The following is a 25,492-nucleotide window of genomic DNA, read 5'->3' as shown; positions in this document are numbered from 1 at the left end:
TTTATTCTAAAATGTGACATAGAGGAGGGGATCATACTGATGAACCAAGGTGTGACTTTACTTCGTGTCGAGAGAGCTAGGAGGAAACTGTACCAAGTCCAGAAAAAGTATGGATTTTTAACACACCCCAAAGTAATTGAGCAATCTAAAAGGTTGGATTACCTGTTGAATCATTACCAAACATGCAGATCGAATCATTAAGCTCTGGTGTATTACATGTTGCGTAATACATGATTCCAAAAACTAAAACTTGGAGGTAGTGATGTTGAATCATCGAAATTCTGTAACCCCTTTTGGATGGGAGATCAAGCAAAAACTGCTCGAGAAAAGAATGGATCAGAAAACTTTTTGTAGTACATATCATATTCCAGCTTCCAGATTGTCAAATCTCATTCATGGGACACGCAAGGCTACAAGATACAGAAAACAAGTATCCGAATTGCTCGGAATTGAAGAATAATGTATTATTTCTATTTTTGAAACGACTCTGTCTGAACATAAGTATTAATTAAAAGCGACTTATGCCATCGTGTTTCTTTTGAGATAAATAAAAATAGGATAATTCCGAATAAGATCATAAACATAATCAGTTCTACGATCGTATCGGTTATAATACTGGTCTTATATAAAGTCTCGACAACCTAAGAAGACGATCTGATTAATCATATCGTCTTCTGCTGGGTATGAAACGAGAAATTATTTAGTCAATCGAAACAATTTGCTATGATCCATACATCCCTCGATTTTTGATGCCTAGCACTACCTTTTTCTTTAATTCCTTGACCGTACCTCTAACCTGCTTTGTCTGTGTCACGGCTGAAATCACCGCTACACCATCTGCACCTGCACGTGCGACTTCCTCAACACGGTCGACTGTAATACCTCCGATCCCAACAATTGGCACATCAATTCCCGCTTTACGCATCTCATATAAAATTGCTGGCCCATGTACAGCATGGGCATCATCCTTCGAGAGGGTGGGATAGATTGGCCCGACGCCGAGATAATCAGCACCTTGCAGAATGGCTCGACGTGCTTCCTCAATGGTATGGGCAGAGACGCCTAGAATTCGATTTCCGATTCGCTCGCGGACGGTTTCGGCAGATTCATCGTCCTGACCGATGTGAACACCGTCAGCATCGATTTCAAGAGCCAGCTCCACATCGTCATTGATGATGAAGGGGACACCATCGTGGCGGCACAGTTCCTGTAGCTGGCGCGCAAGTTCGAACATAGGGATACCCGTTAATGCGCCATGGCCTTTTTCCCGGAACTGGACCATGGTTGCCCCGCCAGCCAGAGCCTCCTGCACGACCCAGCCTGGTTCCGCTAGGCAATTCACGCTTCCAAGCACCAGGTACATCTGTAGCTGGCGGCGCACCACCTCTGACAACATTCTGCCGCTCATAGAAGCATCTCCTGACGACGACGGAAGGCCCAATGATTGGTGGGCCCATGTCCCTGTCCAAGCTGCAAAGATTCCTCAATCGCCGCCTGGATGAAGGCTTTGCCATTCGAGATAGCCTCCGGTACAGACATCCCTTTCCCTAATTCCGCGGTAATCGCTGCCGAGAAGGTGCACCCAGTTCCGTGTGTATGGACAGTCCGTACTCGCTTGCCGCTCAGCTCTGTAAAGGCGGTTCCGTCAAAGAGCAGGTCAACAATCTGTTCGCTGCTCTCGCTCTCGTCAGCGTGGCCACCCTTGATCACAACGAATTCTGATCCCATACTGCTAATATGTCTTGCAGCCTCGCGGCGATCCTCCATCGTACGGATGCTGATCCCTGTCAGGGCTTCCGCCTCCGGGATATTCGGTGTAACGACCAGGGCCAAGGGGAGCAGTTCGTCCTTCAAAGCCTGCACCGCTTCCAATTGCAGCAGTTCAGCGCCCCCCTTCGCAATCATCACGGGATCGACGACGACCTTTTTCCAGCCGAACTTTCGGATCTGCTCACTCACAAGACGGATGATACCCGCATTAAACAGCATGCCAGTCTTCAGGGCATCCACTCCAAGGTCTAATCCTACAGCTTCGATCTGTTCCGCTGTTGCTTCCTGTGGCAGCGGATATACGCCGTGGACCCCTAAGGTGTTCTGTACAGTAATGGCCGTAATAGCTGACATGCCGTATACGCCAAGCTCTTGAAAGGTTTTGAGATCGGCTTGAATTCCGGCCCCGCCGCCACTGTCTGAGCCGGCAATCGTCAGTGCTCTGGGTACACGAGTGTCTGTCATCGCGCACCACCTGCTGTAGTTGTTCCAGCTTCACGGATCGTGACATGCCCCTCTAGCGAACCAGTATGTAGTTTGGCGAGCTCGTCGAGAAAGGCAATCTGGAAGCTGCCTGGCCCTAGCTCTGCGGTACGTGCTGCGGCTCGGGAAGCTGCTGCACTGTAAAATGCCAAGCCTGCTGTACCTGCGAGCAGCAGGTTGGGTTCAACAGCTGCAAAGGCACCTAACACAGAGGTCAGCAGGCAGCCTGCTCCGGTTACCTTCGTGAGCAGTACGTCTCCGCCGCTTATCATTCGTGCTTCGGCCCCATCGGTGATGACGTCTTCTTTTCCAGTGATGACAACCATTGTATTGAGCACTCGAGCAGCCCGAATTGCCAGATCGACATGGCCGCTGTCAGCACTGTCACCAGCATCTACGCCTTTAATCTCACGCGCTTCTCCAACAAGATGCGCGACTTCGGCCGCGTTGCCTCGTACCAAGGAGATTTTGACTTCATTCAGGATTCGCAGTGCAGACTCGGTTCTAAAGCTCGTTGCTCCCGCACCGACCGGATCTAGCAGGACTGGAACACCGTGTGCATTTGCTGATTGTCCAGCAATGATCATGGCATCCACCAGTTCGCGGTTCAGCGTACCGATGTTTAATACGACGGCTCCCGCTATTTTTGCCATGTCTGCTACTTCCTCGGGTGCATAGGCCATCACTGGGGAGGCACCCAATGCATACAGGCCGTTGGCGGTAAAGTTGGTGACTACCACATTGGTGATATTGTGAACGAGGGGTTTGCTATTTTGTACCTTCGTTAGGAGATCCGAATAACTTTTTTCCCATGTACTCATCATGATTATCCTCTCTATAGTTGGTGGTTTAACAGGACATTAACCGTACTTCACTCATCGAATTGACAGGCTGACTATTCCAAGACCGCTGCCTGCATCTGGACCGGCCATTCTTCCTGCTTATAAGCCATGTCCCAGAACTTATATTCCAGCTGGCAGCTCAGTATAAAATGCTCAATCATCCGCTCCCGCTCAGCAGCCGTTGCCCCTTCCGCCCAAGCATCTACACGTTCTCGGAACTTGAGTGTTGTATCATCAAGCTGGTCTCCATAAAAGCCAATCCATTCATAGAACGGATGGGACTTATCCGGCTTTACTTCATCTAGCAGCCTGCGGCCAATCTCGGCATACGTCCACATACATGGCAGCAGCACAGCCAAGATCTCGCCCAGGTTGCCCTCATGCGCAACCGTCAGCATGTGCCGGATATAGTGATGAGCCGACGGAGCGAGCGGATATCCCTGCAATTCTTCATAGGTCACCCCTGCGACAGCACAGAAATTTTGATGCGGATGAACCTCGCTGTGGAGAATAAAAGAGATTTGTTCATTAAATACATCCATGTCCTCCCGATTCGTGCATTTGGAGATTGCGATGCCGTATATCCGCATGTAGGCGTTCAAATATTCAAAGTCCTGTTTTACATAGTGAATCAGCTGTCCCCTTGTCAAACTTCCTTCAGCAATACCTCTCACAAAGGGATGCTCAAAAATCGCTTGAAAAATGCCGTCCGCCTGCCGACGGAGTTCTTGTGTAAAACTCAATTTCGCCACCTCCATAAAATTGAAGAGCAAGAAGTCCTGTAAGAATATAATTCCGGAACAACGCTAAAAAGCCGCCCCAGAAAAATGGAGCGGCTTCAACAATAGGCCCAATACGCAAAAAACGCTTGAAACCTTATATACGAAGGCTCCACTTTCCTACGCTAGTACGAACTAGATCAGGTTCAAAGGGTCCAAGATACGTTCTTGTCTCAGCCATAGCGGCTCCCCTAGTGGACTTCTATTCTTTTGACTATTACTGTACATACGTTCATACGCTATGTCAAACATGTCTATCTGGTCAAGGGCCAAACGACAGAGCTGAAGTTCGCTTCCGAGAGGGAAAAAGGCGCTGGAGAAGATCAGTTCCGTATACACGAAGGAATTCGCGGCAGGCTCCAATGTCTAAATAATCAGCATTTATACCAATAGAGAAATCAGTACTGGGAGTGTAACGAGCGATATGACAGCACTGATGACAAAGGAGGAGGCTGTTTCTGATTCCAGGCTTTCAAAACGGGTGGCGATCATAGCAGCGACTGCTGAACCCGGGAAGGAAACGAGCAGAACTGCCTTCACAGTATCTGCAGACGACAGACCGCACAGGTAGGCGATCAGCAGCATTAATAAAGGCTGTACAATTGTTTTTAACAGTGCGATGGCAAAGGCACTTACACTAAAACTAATGTTGCGTACGCCAATGGTCACTCCGACAGCGAATAAAGCGGCCCCGGACGTAATGTCTCCGATTTGATTCAACGATTTGTTCAACAAATCCGGTGAATGGAAGCCGAACAAGGTCAAAATTACACCAATCAGTGGAACCAGCGCCAGCGGTTCTTTTAATCCATGAAGAATGGAGTCCCAGATTAACCTTCCGAGGTGACCGTTCCGTTCTTTGCCTGAATTCCTGCTGGCTACGGTAGCTATAATGGTAGCCGCCGGGTCAAGGACGGCATTGACTACGATCCCGGTAAGCGCAATCGGAATGGCGACAGCAGCGGAACCGTAGATGGCTCCAAGCACAGGAATGCCCATAAAAGCAAAGGTCGGCTGTGCCGAGTTCAAAGCAAACATGGCGGCATCCTTGACCGACTGCTTCCCCGCAAAGCGGGACAGTAGAAGGAGAACGGTAAAAAAGCCGACAATGCCAATGAACAGGGCCAGCAGGAATGGCCATTGCTCGATGAGCGCTTTCCTGTCCGTTGTCGTAATACCGATGAATAGATGCGCAGGTAGTGCAAATTTGGTAACGAGCGCATTTAGGGTCTTGGAGGAAGAGGCATCAAAGCTTTTGTAATGCCCCGCTAACCACCCTAAAATAATAACGAAAAAAATCGGCACCAAAATGTACAAGATATGTCCGACACTCATAGATTGATTCTCCTTGCTTGAACTGACGTATTCTGCCTGTCTGAACAAGGCAATCCCTTTCCTAAATGGAGCATTAGTGAGGGTGATGAATTACACTTTCCACTGCTTTGACCTTGACATATTCGGGTTTCCACATTGCATCCCGTATAGCTTGTTCAACATTTGAAATGTGTGCCTGAGCTACCTGATCCTGAATCGCTGCTTTCGCTACCGCAACCGCAACAACGTACGAAACATCACGTAATTTTTGGATATGAGGGAGCAACGCACCGCCAGGCTTATTCGAATCTACGCCATTGGCAACGGCATCTGCTGCGGCTGTAAACATCGCAGGGGTAATCCTTTTGGCTTTAACCACAATCGCACCCAGACCCAGTCCCGGGAACACAAAGGCATTGTTCGCCTGTCCAATTTCAAATTTCGTACCGTTATAAGTGACGGGGTCAAAGGGGCTTCCGGTAGCAATTAATGCCTTGCCATCGGTCCACCGTATTAGATCCTCAGGTGTAGCTTCTGCAAGATTTGTAGGATTGGACATGGGCATAATGATCGGGCGTTCTACATGCTTCGCCATCTCTTTGATGATCTCTTCAGAAAAGGCACCGGCTACTCCAGAAGTTCCGATTAATATGGTAGGCTTCACCTGACGGATGACCTCCAGCAGCGGTATTTTGCCGTCATCCGACCGCGTCCATGAGCTGACTTCCTCTTTTTTACGTACATACGGTTTCTGATATTCCAGTACATCTTCCATATCGTCCGTTAACAGCCCACGGTAATCAAAGGCCCAAAAGGACTTGAATGAATCTTCCGCGGAAAGGCCGTCCTCGATCATAGCGCCCCGAATTTGGTCAGCGTTACCGATCCCTGCTGCTCCTGGGCCGAAGACAAGTACCTTTTGCTCACGCAGCGGAGTCTTGGTGACACCCACCGCCGAAAGAATTGCAGCCAAGGTCACCGCTCCTGTACCTTGTATATCATCGTTGAAGGTGAGTATACTTTGACCGTATTTTCCTATAATATGGCGTGCATTTACGCTACCCACATCTTCCCAATGTAAAAGCGCCTTCGGGAATTGTGCTAACGTTTTGCTGATAAAAGTATCAATAAACTGGTTATAGGCTTCTCCGCGAACCCGTTTATGGCGGTTTCCGATGTACAGTGGATCATTCAGCAACTTTTCATTATTCGTACCTACATCCAGTACAATGGGCAGCACCCGCCCGGGATGAATGCCTGCCGCAGCCGTATACACTGCAAGTTTGCCAATAGCAATGTTAATCCCCCCGACACCCCAGTCCCCAATCCCCAAAATACTTTCGGAATCCGTTACGACGATCAGATCCACATCTTCACCACTCAAACCGGAATTATAAAACGCTTGTCCAATACCGTTCGGGTTATCTATCGACAAATATACGCCCCCAGGGCGGTTGTACTCGTGACTATATTCTTGAATCGCGGTTCCGACGGTCGGTGTATAGACTACGGGTAGCATTTCACTTAAATGATCGGTTAGTAGCCGATAGTAGAGGACGACATTTCGGTTGTGGAGGTCGTTGAGAGAAGCATTTTTACGTAGCATGGTAGGTTGTGCCAGAAATTGCTGATATGCTCGTACGCTCTGTTTCTCCAATGAAAGGACGGTTGGAGGAAGGATTCCATCCAAACCCAGTTCTTTGCGTTCTTCTTCTGTAAAAGCAACGCCTTTGTTCAAAAGGGGATTTGCCAACACATCCTTCCCCCGTAAAGGAGTAGATAATGACCCATCGCGATTGACATAAAATGCTTCCATAGAAAGACCTTCCTTCTGTTCATTTACATAACTATTCATAACGAAAGATGACATGTTATCCATAGTATGGACGTGCCAATTTGTTTTATTCGTTTATTTATATATGACAAAATAACCATATTCATTTCTTTCTATTGATCTAAAAGGACCAACTTTCGATATGGATTCGCTAACTAATACTAAGGATTTTGGTTCTAATGAATCAGGTCTAAATACTCTGTTTTTATCAAATATGAAAATCAGTTTTTCTTCTCTTATTCTCTTATATATCATGGAGTGTCAGCTATTTTGTTAAGAAAATATGAAGTATTTGGACATTAATTTAATCCCTATAAACAAACATTCTTAATTCTTTTTCAACAAAATAGAACTATTCGGGGGAAAAGGAGAGGTTTGTGTGCAGGGACCTATAGCCATTTTTAGCGATAATGACAGGGCTATTGATTATCCCAATGTAATTTGTTTTTACCAATATATACAGTGCAAGGACACGGAGGCAGCTTCAGTCTACGAGAACGCATGTTGCTGCTTGATTGATTATAGGGAGCCGGGGGAGGCGGTGCGGAAAGCCAATCAGATCCGCAGCCAATTTCCGCAAATGCCATTGTTACTGGTGACGGATGTAACATTTCCGTTCAGTGATCAGCATATGGTGCAAATCACCGGAGTAGGCCGTTTGCGGCTGCTATTTTGGCAAGCCAATGACACCGAAGAAATGCTTTCGGAAATACAAAGCTTGCTCTATCCCGAGTATTCGACCAAAAGCCAACATATTGCATTTATCTTGTCTGTATATAACGAAGAGCAACGTTTTGTTCATGTCAAAACCTTTGCTGAACGACTGCAAGCCTTTATCCGCAGCCATATTATTGAAGGTTCGATTTATCTCATTGATGATGGCAGCCACGATGGCACCCATGCCTTGATTAAAGCGCTGGAGGCAGCAACGGACTTGTCCGTAAACCGGATTAATCAGAATCTTAGTCCGCTGCTTCAAACAAGGGAATTGGGACGCAATACACGTAAGGCAGGGACGTATCTGGAAGGGATGCGGACCATTGGTGCGGATTACTACGTATTTGTGGACGCGGACGACTCTTTTTTTATTGAGGATATTGCCAGAATGATTAATGTTGTTCAGCAGGGCTATTATGATGTCGTGATCGGAACCAAGGATATGACCGCCGAGAATCGGTCTTTATTGCGATCTGTTGTCAGCTTTGGTAAGCGGGTCATTTCCCGTCCTTTTTTACCCACAGGTGTGGTGGATTCCCAGACTGGGCTTAAAGTGATGAGTTCGGTTGCAGTGAAACGGATGTTTCCGCATTTAAAGGAACAGCTCGGATTGGCGCTGGATCTAGAAATGATGTTTATTGCCAAGCGACTCCAGCTTCGTGTGCTGCAATTACCCGTCAAATGTATTGACCGCGATGGATCGCACATCCATGTCTGGAAGGATTCCATTCGTTTTTTACGCTCTATCATTGATATTTGGCGACTGGATCGGCGGGTGAGATAACAACGTGAACAACCGATTGCGTTCGTTGATGTTTCCTCTCTTTAATGTGCTGCTTAACGGGTTTAATTTTTTCTTCCACATTGCAGCGAGCTGGTATCTTACCGGACAAGCCTATGGTCAAGCGAATGCGCTGCTGGCCCTCTTTGCACTGTTGTCCGTTTTGGGCTTATCCATCCAGCTATTGACCGCCAAGCTGGTATCCAAGGGTGACAAGATGCTTGCGCTACGTAGCTTACCGCTCGGTTCTCTATTACTAAAAGCACCTTTGGTGCTAACTGTGCTTGCCACGATCATTTTACTCATCATTCATCCGTTATTGCGCTCGCTTTTAGGCGTCGATTCCGCCCCGCTATTCATGCTGTATGGCTTGATCGGCCTACATATTTTGGTGAGTTCGTGCCGTGGAGATTTACAGGGTAGGGAACGCATGTTGGCGCTCAATGTGAACTATTACATTGAAGTAATAGGGAAGCTGAGCTTGTTTTTTGTTCTGGCTGCACTGGGGTTAAAGCTGGAAGCCCTACTATTGGCGAGCTGTGGGGGAATGTTGCTGTCGCTACTCCACGGCTGGATCGTTTCGGCTCGAGGCTTGTCCTTATTCACAACCAGTGGAGAACATATCCCTTCTGGGCTATGGAAGTCATTGGGTCAGGATTTCACCGATAGCCTTATGACGAATTTATTCATTTTGTTTTGTATCTCTATCGACATGTTGTATGTACAGCATTACTTTCCCGAGCAGGCCAGCAGCTATGCCATTGCGCTGAAGTATAGCCAGTTGGTCTATTACGTTTCGTATAGCCTCATTGCTGCCTTTATTCCAAAGCTCGGTGCGCAGGGGCATGACCGCCAAGCTTTGGGCAAGTTGATTGCCGTCTATGCCGGATTAATGGCTGTAGCTGCGATCTGTGTATATGTGGGCACGACCTTTGTGTTCCCATCCTCTATACCCATATTATTCGGAGCCTCTTACCAATCAGCCGAGGCCTATATTCCATGGGGGGGATGGGTGTACTGGTTATTTTCCATCGTGCTGTTTTTTGTGCATGTGCACGTATTGGTGGGCAGACGCAAATTTATGTTCAGTCTGATGGCAGGAGCCGCGGCTTTATTAGTAGCCTTTCATATTGCCCACACAGAGCCGGTAGATTTCTTGCTTTCTGAGTTCATTGTTTACGGAGCTATGGCTCTCTACTTTGTGATAGACGCCTATGTGCATTTGTTCAAAATAAAGATAAAGGGGGATTTACCCCATGAATACCATACATGAACAGGACGGTAAAACCGTAGTTCTATTGCTGTCCTGGCGTGACATACGTTCACCTAAAAGCGGAGGAGCAGAGATTTTCACCCACGAAATGCTTAAACGCTCACAGCAAGGCCGCTTCCAGTTCATTCATTTTTCACCCCAATTCGAGGGGATGCCTGAGCATGAAATTATTGACGGTATTACGTATATTCGAAAAGGAAACATATACAGTGTTATTTATTATGCGATGCGATATTACCGTCGTCATCGAAGGAAGATCGACTATGTGATTAACCAGGCGAATACGCATCAATTCTTTACCCGATTTTGGGTGGAGGCATCCAAGCGGATTTTTTTCATACATCAGCTAACAAGGGAAATATGGTTTGAGAACGCCAAATTCCCGCTAAATGTTATTGGGTTTCATATGGAACCCTTGATGCTTAAGCTGGCTCGTAAGGATCGAACGCTTACGGTATCTCCGTCTACTCGGTATGATCTACTTAAGCTGGGCTTTCACCCGGATCGTGTTCATCTTTTACCGGAAGGCATTGAGTTTGATCATTGGCCGCGCGAACAATTTTTAACGAAGGAACCTAATCCGACCTTCATGTACGCTGGGCGCTTCGTCAAATATAAAGGCATTGATCTGGTCGTTGAGGCCTTTGGGCAGCTCAAGGGAAAGTTCCCTCAGGCTATGTTATGGATTGCCGGAAAAACCGATAAAACCTATGTGGCAGAACAATTGTTGCCGATTATGAAACGGTATGGATTAACATACGGAGAACCGGATGAACAGGGGCAATCGCAAGCTGATATTACCTTTTACGGATTTGTTTCAGCAGAGCATAAGCTGGAGCTGATGAGTCGTGCCCACGCGCTGGTGTTTCCTTCCTTGCGTGAAGGTTGGGGGTTGACAATTACCGAAGCGGCAGCGGTTGGAACGCCCAGCATTGTCAGCAATTCACCGGGTCTGGTGGATGCAACGGATTTTGGGAAGAGCGGGTATCTATGCTTTCACGGCGACATCCGGGGATTATCTGAACAAATGGAAAGAGCAGCGAAGGGTGGCGAAGATTACATGGCCATCCGTGAGCGGGCGTATCAATATGCGTTAAGATTCCATTTTGATCATACGGCTGCTGCGTTTGAGCAGTTGATGGAAGATTGGGTAGAGGAGGCGGAACAGAGTGGACAAAGTGGTCATTCTCTTCTCCACGTACAACAATGAACGGACGATAGAGCCTTGTTTGCGAAGCTGTATGGGGCAAAATTACAAGGATCTGCATATTGTAATTGCTGATGATGGCTCCAGTGACCGGACCGTCGAGACGATTCGTATGCTGTCGGCAGGGAGCGCAGTACCCGTAACGGTATTGGAGCTTCCCCATGGGGAGCGGGGAGTCGCTAGGGTTAGAGCGGTTGAGGAAGCGAAACGCTTGGGTGCCGAATACATATTTGTATTGGATTCCGATATGATTTTAGCCGAACATCTGATTCAGCAGAGCATTGACTTTTTTGACGATCATCAGGATATTGGCGCTTTGGTCGTTCCGGAGGAGGCGTATTCGGAAGCGAATAATTTTTTTTCAAAAGTGAAAGTTTTTGAGCGAAATGTAATTAACAATGCGGGTGAGACCTTGGGAAAACGCTCCATTGAAGCGGCACGCTTCTGGCGAATGAGCGCTTACGAATCGACGGGTGGGTTTAATGCGGAGCAGATTGCTTTTGAAGAAATACAGCCGACCTTACGTTATATAGAGTCTGGTGGAGTCATTCGCCGGGCGGTATTTACACGGGTATATCATGATGAAAAACAGGTGTATCTGCACGATGTATTACGTAAAAAAGCCTACTACTTTTCAGTGATGGATCGTACGATGTCATCTGAAGAGGGCGGATTACGAAAGGCACTGGAACGTTGGTATTTCTTCCGTCCGGTGCTGTATACGTGGGGGAATTTGAAAAACTATATCCGTCACCCGTTGCTGACGATGGGGATGTTGTGGATGTATGTATGCCTAACTGTGATTGGGGTAGCCGCCGTGTTAAAGGGCGGCACCCGTCACTCAGGCGATCTCGCTAAGGCGGATAAGGCGTAACGATGAATGTCCGAGGGTCAGCGTATCCAGCGTGTACAAGTCGGGATCGGAAGATTCCGACTCCTCATACGGTATGTATAATGAATGCGTGGTTAACTGAATACCTTCCCCGTCAGGATGACGTAGTGAGCGGCCAACAGGATACAGCTCAGCAAGTGCAATGTGTACAGCAGTTACGATATCTTGTTCATTCAGCAGCACATAGGGTCGGTACGGGGCATTCAAAATGCTGTCTATAAATACTGACAGGTCGGAAGCTACGTTCTGGTCTGCTGCATGCAGGCTGTTTCGATTGAGTTTGGCTTGATCAAGCGCCTCATACAGTATTTTTTTTAGCGTATCATCATCCAGCTCCAGCGGTTTCGTCAAAAAACGGAACACACCGACTTGATTAATCGCCGATAAAATGGACTGCGTATGCAGGTGACCAGACAAAATGATTCGTACGATATGTGGATAATCTTTCTTAATCATGCGAAGGAAGGTAATCCCATCCAGACCAGGCATGAGCAGATCGGAAACGACCACATCAATCGGGTGCTGTTCCAGCACTTGTAGGGCTTCTTTGGGCGTGTGAGCGGTATGTAAGGTGAATGCTTCTTGCGTCAAGGTCCGTTCAAGCAGGGACAGAACCATAGGGCTGTCGTCAACAAATAGAATGTTTTGGGGTGTCATAAGAACTGCGCAACTCCAATCAGGAAGTAAGAAATGAGGAACTACATGTATAATATCAGCGTTTTGGCATTTTTGAAAGATGTCAATACAGAACGGGCGTTGCGTCTTTTTTGTGAACGATTTGATTCGGCTGAGCATGCCCTCTGGGAAAAAGGTATGCGTCTCCTTCATCAGTATCATGCTGCACGGCATACAGGGGTGACCCTGGTTGTCTCCAGCGCACTTCAGCATATGGACGATCGTCATGATATTTACGTTGTTGATCTGCGGGAATACGGCGAGGAAGTGTTGGATCGCTTATATATCGCAAAAACATGCGAGTTGATCCTACTGACGGACGGGGCAACGGAAACCGCTGCGAGGTTTGCTGCCCTCCAGCGCCGCACTCCCCGGTTGCTGTGCGCACGGCTACCGCTGGTCAGCTACGAGCTGGAATGCCTGATGCAGGCTATTTTGAGCCGTCGTGAACAAAATGGAGGGGACAGGGAAGCATGAAACAATGGGCTTTGTTGAAACCAGGTTGGCAAAAGCTGATCCTGTACCTGATCGTACTGGGTGTGACCGTGTTTTTGGCCGCTGTGCTTCAATGGTTTGTCGTGCGACAATTCAGTGTTCACTTGGCGGAGATTCAGAACGAACAGCTCCAGTATGAGGTACAGGAACTTTCTAGCAGCATAACCGAGCGTTATGCCGCATGGCAGGCTGAATTGAAGGAGCTGTCGTCCAGTCTGGGCAGAGATATGCTGAATCAGGGAACACGCCAGTATCCTGAGGGGTTTAAGCGTGAAAGCGGGGCCTTTTATGTGCTGGATGAACAGTATCATGTGATGGTCGGACGAGATAATCGTGAGATGAAAAGTGCGGTCCAGCAGATTAAGTGGCTGCAAAATGGTTGTGCAGTAAGCTCTTTTGTGACAGAGGATCATCAGCCTGCCCAGTATATCGCATGCAGGATTCAAGGAGCGCAGATGGGCGGTTTTATGGTGCGCAAGGTTGACGCTGATATGCTCAGCGGAATTATTAAAAGTAAACCGGTTAACCAGTATGAGACTTTATTTTATAACGGTCAATTTAAGGTCGTAGCTTCCCGAAGTAATCCGGATATTAACCGAACGGACATCACGGGCGTCACCCGTAGGCTGCTGGAGGGCAATACAGGTGTCATTGAAGATGACGGTGAAAAATACGGGATAGGATTTAGCCGCATTGGGGAAGAAGCCCTTTACATATCGGTTAAGGATGTCAGCGAGGATACAGCACAGCGAATCAGCTCCTTCCGCAAACAGTTGTGGATGGTCATGGTTCTAATATTGTTCATTCTGTGGGCCATGCTCGTACAGTTCCGCAAAAGGATTGTAAAGGATGCCATCGTGAACAACCAGGTGCGTGATCAACGGCGAGATGAAGATATGCGACAGCAGCAGGACATGTATTATTTGCCGTTAATGCAGACGATTGAGCAGCAACTGCAAGAGCTGCAAGAGCAGACTAGCCGTCTCACAGGCGGTGATGATTTGAAGTTGCTGGGATTTTATCATGATCTAGCAAACCACTTTGAAGCGGCTTCCAGTCAGGGAAAAGGAGCCTCTCATGAGGAACTAGAGTATTTTCGCGAGTTGAATGAAAATTTTATCCAGGGTCGCCTCAGACAGGAATCCTCACTGGGAGAGTTACTGACGGGAGTCCGTAGCTTGCGCGATGAGCTGGAAGAGAAGATGCATGATAATAGTGGAATTAGCTTTACAGATATGAATGAAGTATTGTCTGAGTCGCTGAAATGGGCGAACCGTTCATTGAACATGAAGAACATTCAAGTGATCTTGCGGCAAGAGCCTGTTCCATCGATTGCAGCACAAGCACCCATGCTGTACAAAACGATTCAGGGACTGCTGGAAAATGCAGTGCAGGCCATGGGACGCCAAGGCGGAGAACTGCCTGAGGATCAGGAACAGGGCCGAACAGGTCTGCGGTCCAAGCGACAATCTCAAGTGCTTAAGGTTAGTTCACGGTTGGAAGAAGGAGAAATTGTTATTATCATTGAGGACACAGGCGGCGGGATTGATGATAAAATGCGTTGGAGCTATTTCCAGCCAGACTATTCCCAAAACTCGCAGGAGCATGCGTTCAGCCTGTACCATATGGATGCATACCTGAAGACCATAGGCGGCCGTTTAAAGCTGCGTAATACCGATCAGGGCTTGCAGGCAATCGTTCGTTTGAGAAGATAGGCCCAAGATAACCGACGGATATACGAGAAGTTCAAGAGAGGGGGACAAGCATGAAAAAATGGGTATTTCGCTATCGTTACGATATGGCGGCAATGATGTTGATGCTGATTGCGATTGTTGCATATCTTGCACCCATCTATGGACCAGGGCAAATTGTGTTTAGCGACATTGCTTTTGGAGCCACCTCTCATCGGTATCTGGAGGAAATAACCGGGGTATGGAACGAGCGATGGTCTACCTCGACCTTGTTCAATGCTCCACGTATCCTGTACATCTTGCCCTTCTATGGACTGTCACTCTTATTTGACGAAAGCGGACCGGTCTTGCTCAAGTCGTTTATTACAGGCTTGTTATTTGTTTCGGCATTTTCGATGTATGCCTTTGCCAAACGATTGGTTAGCGTGTATTATTCACCAAGCTTTACGAAGACCCGTATTTTTGCCATCATGGTCGGCTCGTTGTTTTATGCGTTGAATCCGTGGGTTATTTTCCGCATTCAGCATATTTATTTGCTCTGTGGATATAGTTTATTTCCGTTAATGCTGCGATTCTTTTTCAGTGCGGTGGACCCCAAGTTTCAAATTCAACAAATTAAAAACTATCATTCCCACAAGTTGTATCAGCGGAACTGGATCGACCTGTTTCTGTTGGCTGCGGTATTCACCGTTAGTGCTGCGGCAATTCACTATTTTTTCTTCGGCATGATTTATTTGGGCTTGTTCACCATGTTGCTATTGATCAAGCTGACCTGGACCCACCGTAAGGCTGGTCGCACCTATTTGCAGCCGTTATACGACAATTTTTTGCGTAAAGGGATCATTTTTGGCATGTTTTTCGGTCTGCTCAGTTTTTATTGGTTGTCTCTATATGTCGGTAGCATGTTGATGGACGCTCAAGCGTCTCAGCATAATATCAATGTCGTGGATACGTTGTCTCTGTTCAGCCGCAACAGCAGTTTAAATAATGTGGGTTATTTACTGAGCTATTGGTGGCCCATGTTTTCCTTGTCCTCACTGCCTGTCATGTTTTATGTAGGAGGGGGATTTTTGTTGCTATTGATCGGGTATGCGATGGTGACACGTTCACATAAAAATCCGATCATTCTGATCTTCTCGCTACTTACGCTGCTGTTTCTGGTTGCAGCTACCGGGACGACGTTCCCATCGATTGCCAAGTGGTTTGTCATTCTGGTTACGAAAACCCCTGTGATTGGTTCGGTTTTCCGTGATCCTAACAAATTTATTGGACTGATTGCCCTTAATTTCGGGGTGTTGCTGACCTTTGGTGTCATTCAATTTATGGAATGGTTCGGATCATCGCCGCTACAGCGTGTATATAAAAAGCTGGCGGTCGTTATCGTCGTCCTGTGTCTGGGGGTATATTTTGCTCCCTTGCGCACTCAGTTCATTGAGGGGTACTACAAGCCAGTACAAGTGCCGGAGGCTTATGGTCAAATGGCTGAAAAGCTGACTGATCCGGATCGTTTCGATAGCAAGGCATTATACTTTCCGATTGCTGACAATATGATTCAGAGCTATAACGGAGTAGCCACGCCCAAATGGAATAAAGGGAAGACCGCAAACGAAAAGGCAACCGGAGATTTTCAGGTATACTCTTCTCCTAAAAATACGATCTTTCATCATGAGGGCAATGATCCCGGTATTACATACTATATGAATTTTCTACAGTATGTCATGGACAACGGATTAAGCTCCCGATTAGGTTGGCTGTTCTCTACCTTTGGTGTTAACCAGTTGGTCTACCATGATGAATATGTGGGACAGGAGAAGCGTCAGGATTTCCACCTCTCTCAGCTGGAAGGTCAGACCGGGCTGAAACGTACGTACCAGAACGGGCTATTTTCCATATTCAATCTCGACCAGACACCGCCCTATATGAACATCCTTGCGAGTAAAATTGTAACACCTTACGGTTTTAGCCGACTAGAGAGCTACAGTCATCTGCCTGGTTTTGATTTTAGCCGCTTTGGAGTGCTGTTCAGTGCGTTAAAGCCTGAGCTAAAAACCATCCAGACGATTAACAAAGGGGATTATGTGGAAGCGGCGTCCTTTAATGACTTGCTATTGTCACAGCTTCCAGCAGAGGATTACTTACGGCCTTTTGATGCTATTGAGGATGGTAATGCCTTTTTAAAATGGTCCAAAACCTTTGCCTCGACCAACGATTGGTTGTGGTATTTATCCTCCCAAAATATACGGAACTTTCCGTTCGATATGGAAATGGATGCAGGGATTGCGGTCACCTTTGCCAGTAAGAAGCTGGATGTGGCCCCGTATCAGATGAGCAGCATCGAAGGGAAGACGGTTGTGGACTTTGATTCCATGTTGCGGACCGAAACCTTCTTCAAGCCGGATAACCCGCAGTTGTTCAGTGTGCAGGCTAATCCCCGTGAGGAATTGAATGATGTGCCAACTCTGCATGGTGAAATTATGAAGGGAGACCCGAGTAATATATGGCAGGTCGCTCGATCAGGTTTGCTGGAAGCCAAGGAAAATAATCCGTATCAGTTCCAAATTACCGTTTCCGGTCGTGGGACGAACAAAATGCATGTGAAAATGAGATTTTACGATAAGAAAATGCGTGAACTGGGGGTTAGCTATGTCGTGGCGCCTTCGGAGGGATATAATTTTGACAGTGTGAAATTTTACGGGGAATACGTGTCGCCGCCCGGCAGCTATTGGATGCGAATGGATTTGTTAACCCTGCAGCGCCCACAGCAAAAAAATTACTGGTGGATTCATGATATCCAGCTACGTGATTTGGGGCAATACAGTAAGCCTAACACGTTTACGATGCACAAAAAACTGGATCAACCTCAAACCTCGCATGTATATGCCAGAGTGTTTATGAATAAGGCAGGCGGGAAATTACAAGTCACGCTACCGGACAAAGTGGTTAGTATCAAGACCCAGGATAATGGTTTAAACCAATTTCAATGGGTCGATCTGGGGGAACATGTTTTTCCAAAAGGAGATACTCCAGTCACGGTTAATAACCTGCAAGGTTTTAATGCGGTCAATCAATTTGCGATTGTGCCTGTGGATCAGCTAGATCAGTTATCTTTTCCAGTGGAGCAGGCATTGAAGCGGGGCAAGCTCTTTTTCACCTTGGAGGCAGAGAACGATTTTAACGCCCAAGGGAATGTGCAGACGGAGCGTGCTTTACCAAGACTTAGTATGGGGCGGGGGATCAGCTATCAGAAGGGGACGTTAAGCAGGGATGTGGAAGTCGCCAAAACGGGAACCTATGCCACAGCTATTTTGGCTAATCTACCTGCAGGATACCATGGGTCATTAACGATGAAGTGGGTGAATGAAGAGACGGGAGAGGTGCTGACCAGAACGATTCGTACGGAAGAGTCGTATAAGCGGTTACCCGCTACCTCTTTATCTGAAAAGCAGGTTATTGAAACGGTGCCCGATCAGGATGGTTTTGCCAAGAAAATCATACAAATTCCCGGTCTGCTGAACGACTATGGCCGAATAGAATTCAAAAATCTGTTCCTAACCAAGGGAAAGTATCACTTAACCCTTGTGCTGGACAGCCAAGTACCGTCATTGAGCCGTTTTGGAGATATTCATCGAATGGGCGGGCAGGAAGTGACGGTAATGCCTGGGGAGAACACGAAGGAGTCATTAGACACGGATGTCGGATGTGTAGCGGATATACGACCTGGCCAGACGAACCTGTCATTTATGGACGAAGGACTCTCTATCCGTTACGCACCTAGCTATTCCTGTGATTTGAATATATATGCGTCCAAGAAAATGAAGGCCGAGCCGCTGCAAGAGTATGCCGTGCAGTTGGATGCGCGATCAGCACAAGTTGGAAGTCGGCACATGAAGGTCATATTTTTGAATAAAGCGTCCCAGGTTCTCCAAACCTCCTATATTGATGAGGTGGAGGAGAGAGATAAGGAACAATGGAATCATTATGATCAAATTGTGAAGGCACCGGCAGGAACCGCCATGATGCAGTTTCAAATTTTAGCGCATGCGCACAAGAAGCAGTCAGGCTTATTTCAAATGAAGGAATATTCCATTATCCCTTATCAAGCCATGATTACAGTGGATCAATTTACGTTGTTTGAGGGAACGGATATGGATACCTTTTTTATGGCACCACATGCTTCGGAAAGCATTCAGGCTACTCGTGAGAATTCCATGGAACGCAGTTTTACGCTATATAATCCGACGCATCAGCAGGTGCTGATCCGGGAGACCGAATCACCCAATCCACTATGGGAGTTCAGGCTGGGTGGCGAAAATCAGCGAGCCCGTCTGTCTGTGAATGGAGTAACTACCGGATTTATTACCAATGGTAACGGGAACGGGAAAGTCGTCGTTATTCTGGCTTCCGCCTACCGTTTCGGATGGGGACTGTTCCTCATAGGGATACTGGGTGGAGCAGCTTGTTTTCTTCCTTATCGGCGATGGAAGAAGCGAAACCTTCCATAAAAAGCAAGCTGCTCAGTGGGGAAATGGGTAGCCATGATACGGCTACATCTCATATTTGTAGCCTCTGCCCCAGACGGTACGGATGTGCTGAGGATTTTTAGGGTCACGTTCTATTTTTTTGCGGAGGCTGGAAATATGTACGTCGATAGTGCGATCCAGATAAGCGCCATCTCCGCCTTTGATCCGATCCATCAGCTCACTGCGGGTAAAGACTTTACCTGGATTGCAGGACATTTCTTTTATAATAGAAAATTCGATTTGAGTGACTTCTATTTCTTGGTCATCGACTAACAGACAATGACGGTAATCATTCACCCATACCCTTACCTTTTTATTCTTTTGAGTTACCGTTTGCGATTCAGTGAGCATGTTGCGGCCGCAGCGGCGCAGCAGGGCTTTGATGCGGGCATTTAACTCTATCAGACTGAACGGCTTGCATAAGAAGTCATCTGCTCCGTCATCCAGAGCTTTTATTCTTATATTCAGCACGGTGTTATTAGAGATGACCAGCATAGGGACTGTGGTAAATTGACGGATTTGGCTGATCAGCGCACATTCGACTTTACCGGAAAACATTAGAGCGGTCACAATAATATCCGGCTTAAAACGCATGAGTGTAGGAATTGCAAGTTTAGAGTCATAAATAAGCTCGGTATGATAGCCTTCCTCCTGAAGGTGAAGAGCAATCATATCTGCCAAACCTTTTTGATTTTCAATGATGAGTATTTTTATGGGCATGACTGACATCTCCTGTACAGACAAAGATACAATAGCATTGCATAATCATGTATTTGCCACGATAATACATACTTATGTATTCGGCAGAAATGCGAAAAATGAACAGTCTTATAATGTAAGAAAAATATTAATTTACAGGAAGAAGGTTGCATCTTTGCGAATGATTTTATTATCTGGAGGTTCGGGTAAACGTCTGTGGCCCTTATCCAATGTGAACCGTCCCAAGCAGTTTCTTTCCATACTACGTCACGACGAACGGCCCGAAAGTATGCTGCAACGAATATGGAGGCAATTAGATGAGGCGAATTTGGCAGATGAGGCCTATTTTTCGACGAGTGGAACTCAGGCCGAGCTGATTCGAGGACAAATTGGCGGAGATGCTGTAGTGATTGAGGAGCCGACTCAGCGAGATACTTTCCCGGCCATTTCCCTGGCTACGGCCTACTTGCATGACGTTGCAGGCGCATCACTCGACGAGATCGTAGGGGTCATGCCTGTGGACGGGTATACGGGAGATGAATTTTTTGAGCATCTGCGCAGGCTTCCTTCCATATTAGAGCAATCAGGAAGCCATATCGCATTAATGGGGGCTGCTCCGACGGAACCCTCTGATAAATACGGATATATTGTGCCTTCAGCCTCTCCTTCACTTGACCAGCCATATTATAGGGTTAGTTCATTTGTAGAAAAGCCGGATCTGATTCGTTCAGAAGCGTTGATCCGTGAAGGGGCCTTATGGAATTGCGGGGTGTTTGCTTTTAGACTGGGCTTTTTATTGGATATTCTGAAGCAAATGGGTATACCAGCCGACTATGAATCTCTTTCGACAAATTATGCAGACTTGCCTAAAACTAGCTTCGATATCGCGGTAGTAGAGCATACTCATAAGCTCTCTGTGCTTCCATATCATGGAGAGTGGAGAGACTTGGGCACATGGGATTCGTTGGTGAGAGAAGTAAGCTCGAAGCTGAGTGGTCCAGGATATATTTCAGAAGCTTCACATGACTCGCATATCATCAATGAACTGGAGATTCCGGTCAGTATCTGGAATGTCCCGGACATTATCGTCGTTGCCGGGCCGGATGGCGTGCTGGTTACGGATCGGCAGTCATCCACAGGAATTAAGGATATGGTGGCGGAAATTGAAATCGGACCACGTTTTGAGGAGCGCTTCTGGGGAAAGCAAACGGTGTTATCCCATCAAGCGGCAGCAAGTGGATTGCAGACAGTGACCAAACGCGTGGTCATTTCAAACGGGAGATTTATCAGCTATCATGAGCATCAGTTTCGTAAAGAAGTTTGGACTATAGTTTCTGGAACCGGGAGTGTCTCTATCAATGGCGTGATACAGACAGTCAGCCCCGGTGAGGTCATCGTCATTGAACCCGGTACAAAGCATTTTATAGGGGCAGTAGAAGGAGATTTAGAATTCATTGAGTCACAAATCGGACATATCGTATCCGAAACGGATATTATCCGTTATGAATTTCCTGATTCGATTGACGACCATACTCATGAAGTGTCTACAATATAGGGACTGATAGATACGAACGAGGTTTATCAGAAGGCAGTGAAGAGTAGTAGGAACTATTTTTTATGAGTATTCGGATTTTATGGCGGAGAAGGGTTTATAGCTGGCCCTTCTCCAATTTCTCGATCAAGGTGGAAAAATCGATTCCCAGCAAGATTATTTCTTCTGGCTTACGAACAACTTCAATAGGTGGCATATTAAACATCGGGAAGTTTTCCTCCCGTAGATCGTAGCTATCAAACCGCCTCTGGTACTTAGGCTTACGTTGCTTTTTAAGTCCCTCTGTAAAGAGTATTTTGGCTCGTAGGGCTTCAAAAGAGTATCCCCTGCTTAAACGATTAATGACTCGAATAAGGCTGTTTAGAGACTCCGTATAAGCGTTTGTAATGCGATGGTCGAAGTAGGCGAATATTTCCTCTTCCCAGTTCTTCATAGCCTTTGTAAGTGGTTCAAAAGCGGATTGCAGTTCAGTTGGTATTTTAGCTTTCCATTCGTTGTATTTAAGGAATGCCGTCTGTCTGCTATCACATTCCCAAATATCGAAATATGATTCCTTTAAGTCATAAGCAGTGCCGAGAGAAGGATGATTCTTTGTCCAAAGGTCAAGCGTAATTTTATCCATCTCTGTAAGCGCTTTATGGCGTTTTAGGAGGATAAAACGGTCGTGCCTCAGCCCGCGGCGTTCTTTTGGCGATAATCCTTCTCGGAGCTGCTTACGAATGGTTTCTAACGCTTGGTTTGCCATACGGAGAACATGAAACTTATCGACGATGATAAGAGCTTTTGGCAAGATAGCCCTCACGGCGTCCTTATATGGTTGCCACATATCCATTGTGACGTATCGTATTTGTCCTCTATTTGGAAGGCGTGAGAGGCAGTCTATAACGGTTTCCTTGTTACGATTGGGCAAAACGTCTAACAACGTATGTTCCTCAATATTGGTTAAAACGCATCTTGGCTTAATAATGTGTATTTCGTCAATCCCAAGCCAATTAGGAGTTTCAAAACGAAGCGTTACTATAAGACGATTGAGGTAATCACGAAAGATGTTACGTATCGTTTTTTCATGCAATCCAACATCCTCGGATATGCTGACAAACGTGCGTTTAAGGCTTTGCTTCTCTATATAAGACAATAATCGTTTGGTACAGTTTCGCTTTTCGTCTATGGTGTGATCTAAGTGTTCCCAAAAGGTTCGATTGCAATCTTTACAGCGATACCTCTGACGCTTTATAAGAAGGCCTGCACGCTTGCCATGAATGGGCAAGTCCATATAAACTTGTTCCCTGCTGTCGTGTTTGTAGAGGTTGGCTATGCATCCGCAATGAGGGCAAGCCAAAGGTGGAGAGTTCGTCACCACTTGTATTAGAAAATCAAATTCATTTTCACTAATACTTAATATGTTGAAGTTTGGAAGATTTAAAATATCCATATGAATTTCTTCTATGCATTTATGATGCAAACTCCTTCTTTGTTTTCGCGTGACTGGTCAAAATACCGCTGAATATAAAAGATAACAACGAACCGGCAAAGCATATAGCCGCAAACATGCCTACGGCGGAAAAACCGTTAAAAGTCGCGTAAATCAGGCCTGCGATCCAAGAACCGAGCGTTGTCGCAGCGTACATGTTTGAATTGGCCAAGCTGGAGATCGTGCCGCGGATGGTCGGATTTAGTGAATTCAGCATTCCCAATATTAGGGGAAAAGAGATCCCCATGTTAACGAATATGAAAAAGTAAACACTTTCGAAAGCCGCAACCGACGGCAAGAGAGGCAACACAATAAAACATATGATAGAGACAAGAAAGCCTACAACCAGCGTATTGAAACGGTTTAACGTTTTGATCACATAGGCACCGCCAAAGCTCCCGACTATATTCCCAAGACCTAGAAAAAACATTACGTATCCCGTTTGATCAATTGAAAGGTGAAAGCGATCCGTCACCCATTTTCCAATGAAAGAAAAGGCAGCAAAGAATCCACATTGAAATAAGAAATGAGCGAGGAAAGCCTTTCTTGCCATTCGGCTATTCAATAGTGGGATGTATCTACTGAAAATCGGAGTCCTGGTTTTTTGGCCTTGATTTGGTTTCATTTCGGGCAAAGCATAGAAGATGAATACTGCTACCAATAATGCACATGCACCGATTGTAAAAAAAGGATAATACCAATGGGTTGAGGCAAGCAGACTTCCAATAGGGATACCGAACGCTTGGGAAGCAGCCAAGCCTGCCATGACGAATCCTGATACTTTGGCGATTTTTGACGTTGGAAACAGAGTAGGGATCGATGCCCAGACTTGAGGCGCCGTAAATGCTGCGCTGACTCCGGCTAAAAAACGGAAGAAGAACATCGACCAAAAACCTGTGGCAAAGCCGCATAACATGGTTGAAACAGAGAAGCAGATCATGCCGGAAAGCATTACTTTTTTGCGATCCCATCCATCGGAAAGCGGTCCAGCAATCAGTGCAAAAATGGCATAACCTAAAGCATAAGACCCTACCATCCAACCGGAATATTCAGTTGGGATATGAAACAAGCTCTGAAGAGTGGGGATGAGCGGAGATATCAAAAACGTATCCGTACCGATAACAAACATGATGAGGAAAAATAAAGCAGTTAATTTGATCATTTTATTCACCCTTTTTAGTTAGTTCTATAGTTCAAAGATTATTGAACTAATGAATAAAAAAAGAATTTCTTTCTACAATGTATCCAGAAATCCAGGTAAGTAAGTTTGAAATGTCTCCAAATCGATGCTCATATACTTCGTTTGAGCTTCTTTTCGTACCTTGATCAATTTCGCCTCCTTTAAAGCACGCAAGTGATACGAAGTATTCGATTTCGTAGTATCGCGAATGTGTCCTACTTCTCCACAATTCATTTCCTTCTTGCTGGCGTATAGAGCTCGTATGATGTCCAATCTTGTTTCATCAGCTAACGCCTTAAATATTTTGACTCTGAGCTCATCATTTATTATGTTTTGAGTAGTCATAAAACCATTGTACTAAGATATCGCTACAAATCAAGTCTTTAGAAAAATACCACCATATTCTCCGATTTTTAAGTGAAATGTTTTGATTTTGTCTCCACCATAAAATCCGAATGCCCCTTTTTTATTAGAGCTTGGAAGACCTGTGCATTCCTAAAAAGGTATTCATGCGTTATACGAATGAATACCTTTTTTTTGCATAAACAGTTCTCTGTGTTTGTAATGAATTGAATAGAAAAGAGACTTATAAAATAATAATTTTCTTGGAAGTCAGCCACTCTTTTACAGCATCCGTACTGAGGTCTCTTTTGGGCGTCCATTCTATTTTATCAACCAGCTTGCCGTTTCTGAATTCTGCAATAGTGGGGGTGTATTTAACGTTGTAATCCTCTTTGAATTTATTCCATTGAGGCTTGTCCTTATGGATTTTGTGAACGTTCAAAAAAGTAATTTTAGAGCCTAGATTATACTGTTCGATCATCTTGTTAAAGTTAGGCTCAAACCGATTGCAGTCTCCACAACTGGGTCTGCCGACATAGACAAACACACTTTGATCCTGCTGAATCAAACGCTTAAAACCATCTAGTGTAACCGCATTCAAGTGGTCATATATTTCGGGATAATTGCTTTTGCTTGCTTGGATCTCTTTATCTTTCTGCTGAACAACCTGCTCCAGATCTTGAAATTTAACTACAGCTGAAATAGCGATACCAATGAGAAGCAATACAATGACACTTAACCCGGCGATATATCCTTTTTTCACAGAAACCCTCCTTTTTTTACAATCTCAAACTTACAATAAATGATTTTTTCGTTTTTCACTGTAACACTTGTCTCATTATGTATAAAAAAGAAGCTTTCCCGTAGGGAAAGCTTCTTCAGGCTGTCGAGAAAGTCTCGACAGCCTATTTTATGTTAATTTTGTTTAAGACGACACCGCGTTAATGTTGTATAATATAGGTAACTATTGTAGAA

22 protein-coding genes and 1 riboswitch are annotated in these 25,492 nt (G+C 45.9%); of the genes, 10 read left to right on the top strand and 12 right to left on the bottom strand.

Going from position 1 to position 25,492, the window contains the following annotated elements:
• Nucleotides 1–39: 39 nt before the first annotated feature.
• Both MKY98_RS20255 and MKY98_RS20250 read left to right on the top strand, forming a co-directional pair.
• Nucleotides 40–201 (top strand): aspartyl-phosphate phosphatase Spo0E family protein, encoded by a 162-nt coding sequence (locus tag MKY98_RS20255; RefSeq protein ID WP_176715706.1) that lies wholly within the window; start codon nt 40–42, stop codon nt 199–201.
• Between the two features lie 61 nt (nt 202–262).
• Complete coding sequence (locus MKY98_RS20250) at nt 263–460, top strand: XRE family transcriptional regulator (RefSeq protein WP_370682681.1); 198 nt, start codon at nt 263–265, stop codon at nt 458–460.
• Nucleotides 461–721: 261 nt separating this feature from the next.
• Here the strand turns inward: MKY98_RS20250 and thiE are convergent, their stop codons facing one another.
• The 6 genes from thiE to MKY98_RS20220 all read right to left on the bottom strand — a co-directional run bounded on the left by thiE (nt 722) and on the right by MKY98_RS20220 (nt 7,004).
• Entirely contained in the window at nt 722–1,408 is a 687-nt protein-coding gene (gene thiE / locus MKY98_RS20245; protein ID WP_069011044.1) for a thiamine phosphate synthase, read from the bottom strand.
• Entirely contained in the window at nt 1,405–2,235 is an 831-nt protein-coding gene (gene thiD / locus MKY98_RS20240) for a bifunctional hydroxymethylpyrimidine kinase/phosphomethylpyrimidine kinase (RefSeq protein ID WP_069011045.1), read from the bottom strand. The genes thiE and thiD overlap by 4 nt, the downstream gene beginning before the upstream one ends.
• Complete coding sequence (thiM, locus tag MKY98_RS20235) at nt 2,232–3,077, bottom strand: hydroxyethylthiazole kinase (RefSeq protein ID WP_039272594.1); 846 nt, start codon at nt 3,075–3,077, stop codon at nt 2,232–2,234. The genes thiD and thiM overlap by 4 nt, the downstream gene beginning before the upstream one ends.
• Nucleotides 3,078–3,148: 71 nt before the next feature.
• Nucleotides 3,149–3,838 (bottom strand): thiaminase II, encoded by a 690-nt coding sequence (gene tenA / locus MKY98_RS20230; protein WP_029518370.1) that lies wholly within the window; start codon nt 3,836–3,838, stop codon nt 3,149–3,151.
• A 136-nt stretch (nt 3,839–3,974) separates the two neighbouring features.
• Nucleotides 3,975–4,077, bottom strand: a riboswitch (TPP riboswitch).
• A 178-nt stretch (nt 4,078–4,255) separates the two neighbouring features.
• Nucleotides 4,256–5,209, bottom strand: coding sequence for an AEC family transporter (locus MKY98_RS20225; RefSeq protein ID WP_029518371.1), 954 nt, complete (start codon nt 5,207–5,209; stop codon nt 4,256–4,258).
• Nucleotides 5,210–5,282: 73 nt separating this feature from the next.
• On the bottom strand, nt 5,283–7,004 hold the full coding sequence (locus tag MKY98_RS20220; RefSeq protein WP_069011046.1) for an NAD-dependent malic enzyme: 1,722 nt from the start codon (nt 7,002–7,004) through the stop codon (nt 5,283–5,285).
• 397 nt (nt 7,005–7,401) lie between these two features.
• On the opposite strand from MKY98_RS20220, the gene MKY98_RS20215 reads away from it, so the two are divergent.
• The 4 genes from MKY98_RS20215 to MKY98_RS20200 are packed head-to-tail and all read left to right on the top strand — an operon-like array spanning nt 7,402 to nt 11,874.
• Nucleotides 7,402–8,523: a glycosyltransferase gene (locus MKY98_RS20215; RefSeq protein WP_029518373.1), complete on the top strand. Its 1,122-nt coding sequence runs from the start codon at nt 7,402–7,404 to the stop codon at nt 8,521–8,523.
• Nucleotides 8,524–8,527: 4 nt separating this feature from the next.
• Nucleotides 8,528–9,793 (top strand): transporter, encoded by a 1,266-nt coding sequence (locus MKY98_RS20210; RefSeq protein ID WP_069011047.1) that lies wholly within the window; start codon nt 8,528–8,530, stop codon nt 9,791–9,793.
• The gene (locus tag MKY98_RS20205; protein WP_069011048.1) at nt 9,777–11,003 is read left to right on the top strand and encodes a glycosyltransferase family 4 protein; all 1,227 of its coding nucleotides are present in this window, start codon (nt 9,777–9,779) and stop codon (nt 11,001–11,003) included. Before MKY98_RS20210 ends, MKY98_RS20205 begins: the two co-directional genes overlap by 17 nt.
• Complete coding sequence (locus MKY98_RS20200) at nt 10,963–11,874, top strand: glycosyltransferase family 2 protein (RefSeq protein WP_069011049.1); 912 nt, start codon at nt 10,963–10,965, stop codon at nt 11,872–11,874. Before MKY98_RS20205 ends, MKY98_RS20200 begins: the two co-directional genes overlap by 41 nt.
• On the opposite strand, the gene MKY98_RS20195 is transcribed toward MKY98_RS20200, so the two are convergent.
• A complete protein-coding gene (locus MKY98_RS20195) occupies nt 11,842–12,549 on the bottom strand; it encodes a response regulator (protein WP_069011050.1) in 708 nt (235 codons plus the stop codon). The two genes, MKY98_RS20200 and MKY98_RS20195, sit on opposite strands and share 33 nt — an antisense overlap.
• 45 nt (nt 12,550–12,594) lie before the next feature.
• Here MKY98_RS20195 and MKY98_RS20190 point away from each other — a divergent pair, with 45 nt between their 5' ends.
• From MKY98_RS20190 to MKY98_RS20180, 3 genes are read left to right on the top strand one after another with little or no spacing between them, the layout of a single operon-like run.
• The gene (locus MKY98_RS20190) at nt 12,595–13,044 is read left to right on the top strand and encodes a hypothetical protein (protein ID WP_069011056.1); all 450 of its coding nucleotides are present in this window, start codon (nt 12,595–12,597) and stop codon (nt 13,042–13,044) included.
• Complete coding sequence (locus MKY98_RS20185) at nt 13,041–14,777, top strand: ATP-binding protein (RefSeq protein WP_069011051.1); 1,737 nt, start codon at nt 13,041–13,043, stop codon at nt 14,775–14,777. The genes MKY98_RS20190 and MKY98_RS20185 overlap by 4 nt, the downstream gene beginning before the upstream one ends.
• Before the next feature lie 50 nt (nt 14,778–14,827).
• Nucleotides 14,828–19,255 carry a hypothetical protein gene (locus MKY98_RS20180; protein ID WP_069011052.1) on the top strand — a complete coding sequence of 1,476 codons (4,428 nt, stop codon included), beginning with the start codon at nt 14,828–14,830 and terminating at the stop codon, nt 19,253–19,255.
• Nucleotides 19,256–19,297: 42 nt separating this feature from the next.
• Here MKY98_RS20180 and MKY98_RS20175 read toward each other — a convergent pair whose 3' ends face one another.
• Nucleotides 19,298–19,993: a response regulator transcription factor gene (locus MKY98_RS20175; RefSeq protein ID WP_069011053.1), complete on the bottom strand. Its 696-nt coding sequence runs from the start codon at nt 19,991–19,993 to the stop codon at nt 19,298–19,300.
• 160 nt (nt 19,994–20,153) lie between these two features.
• Between MKY98_RS20175 and MKY98_RS20170 the strand changes: the two genes are divergently transcribed.
• On the top strand, nt 20,154–21,527 hold the full coding sequence (locus MKY98_RS20170; protein WP_049817031.1) for a sugar phosphate nucleotidyltransferase: 1,374 nt from the start codon (nt 20,154–20,156) through the stop codon (nt 21,525–21,527).
• A gap of 94 nt (nt 21,528–21,621) precedes the next feature.
• Here MKY98_RS20170 and MKY98_RS20165 read toward each other — a convergent pair whose 3' ends face one another.
• The 4 genes from MKY98_RS20165 to MKY98_RS20150 form a co-directional block, all read right to left on the bottom strand.
• Complete coding sequence (locus MKY98_RS20165) at nt 21,622–22,956, bottom strand: ISL3 family transposase (RefSeq protein WP_069011054.1); 1,335 nt, start codon at nt 22,954–22,956, stop codon at nt 21,622–21,624.
• Nucleotides 22,957–22,975: 19 nt separating this feature from the next.
• The gene (locus MKY98_RS20160) at nt 22,976–24,157 is read right to left on the bottom strand and encodes an MFS transporter (protein WP_029518384.1); all 1,182 of its coding nucleotides are present in this window, start codon (nt 24,155–24,157) and stop codon (nt 22,976–22,978) included.
• Between the two features lie 72 nt (nt 24,158–24,229).
• Nucleotides 24,230–24,520 (bottom strand): ArsR/SmtB family transcription factor, encoded by a 291-nt coding sequence (locus tag MKY98_RS20155; RefSeq protein ID WP_049817030.1) that lies wholly within the window; start codon nt 24,518–24,520, stop codon nt 24,230–24,232.
• 241 nt (nt 24,521–24,761) lie between these two features.
• Nucleotides 24,762–25,280 carry a thioredoxin family protein gene (locus tag MKY98_RS20150; protein ID WP_029518385.1) on the bottom strand — a complete coding sequence of 173 codons (519 nt, stop codon included), beginning with the start codon at nt 25,278–25,280 and terminating at the stop codon, nt 24,762–24,764.
• Nucleotides 25,281–25,492 lie beyond the last annotated feature (212 nt).

It is taken from the genome of Paenibacillus sp. FSL M8-0228 (assembly GCF_038007385.1).
Taxonomy (GTDB): Bacteria; Bacillota; Bacilli; order Paenibacillales; family Paenibacillaceae; genus Paenibacillus; species Paenibacillus polymyxa_D.
The sequence above is the reverse complement of the archived record's forward strand: the minus strand, read 5'-3'. Positions and strand labels throughout refer to the sequence as shown.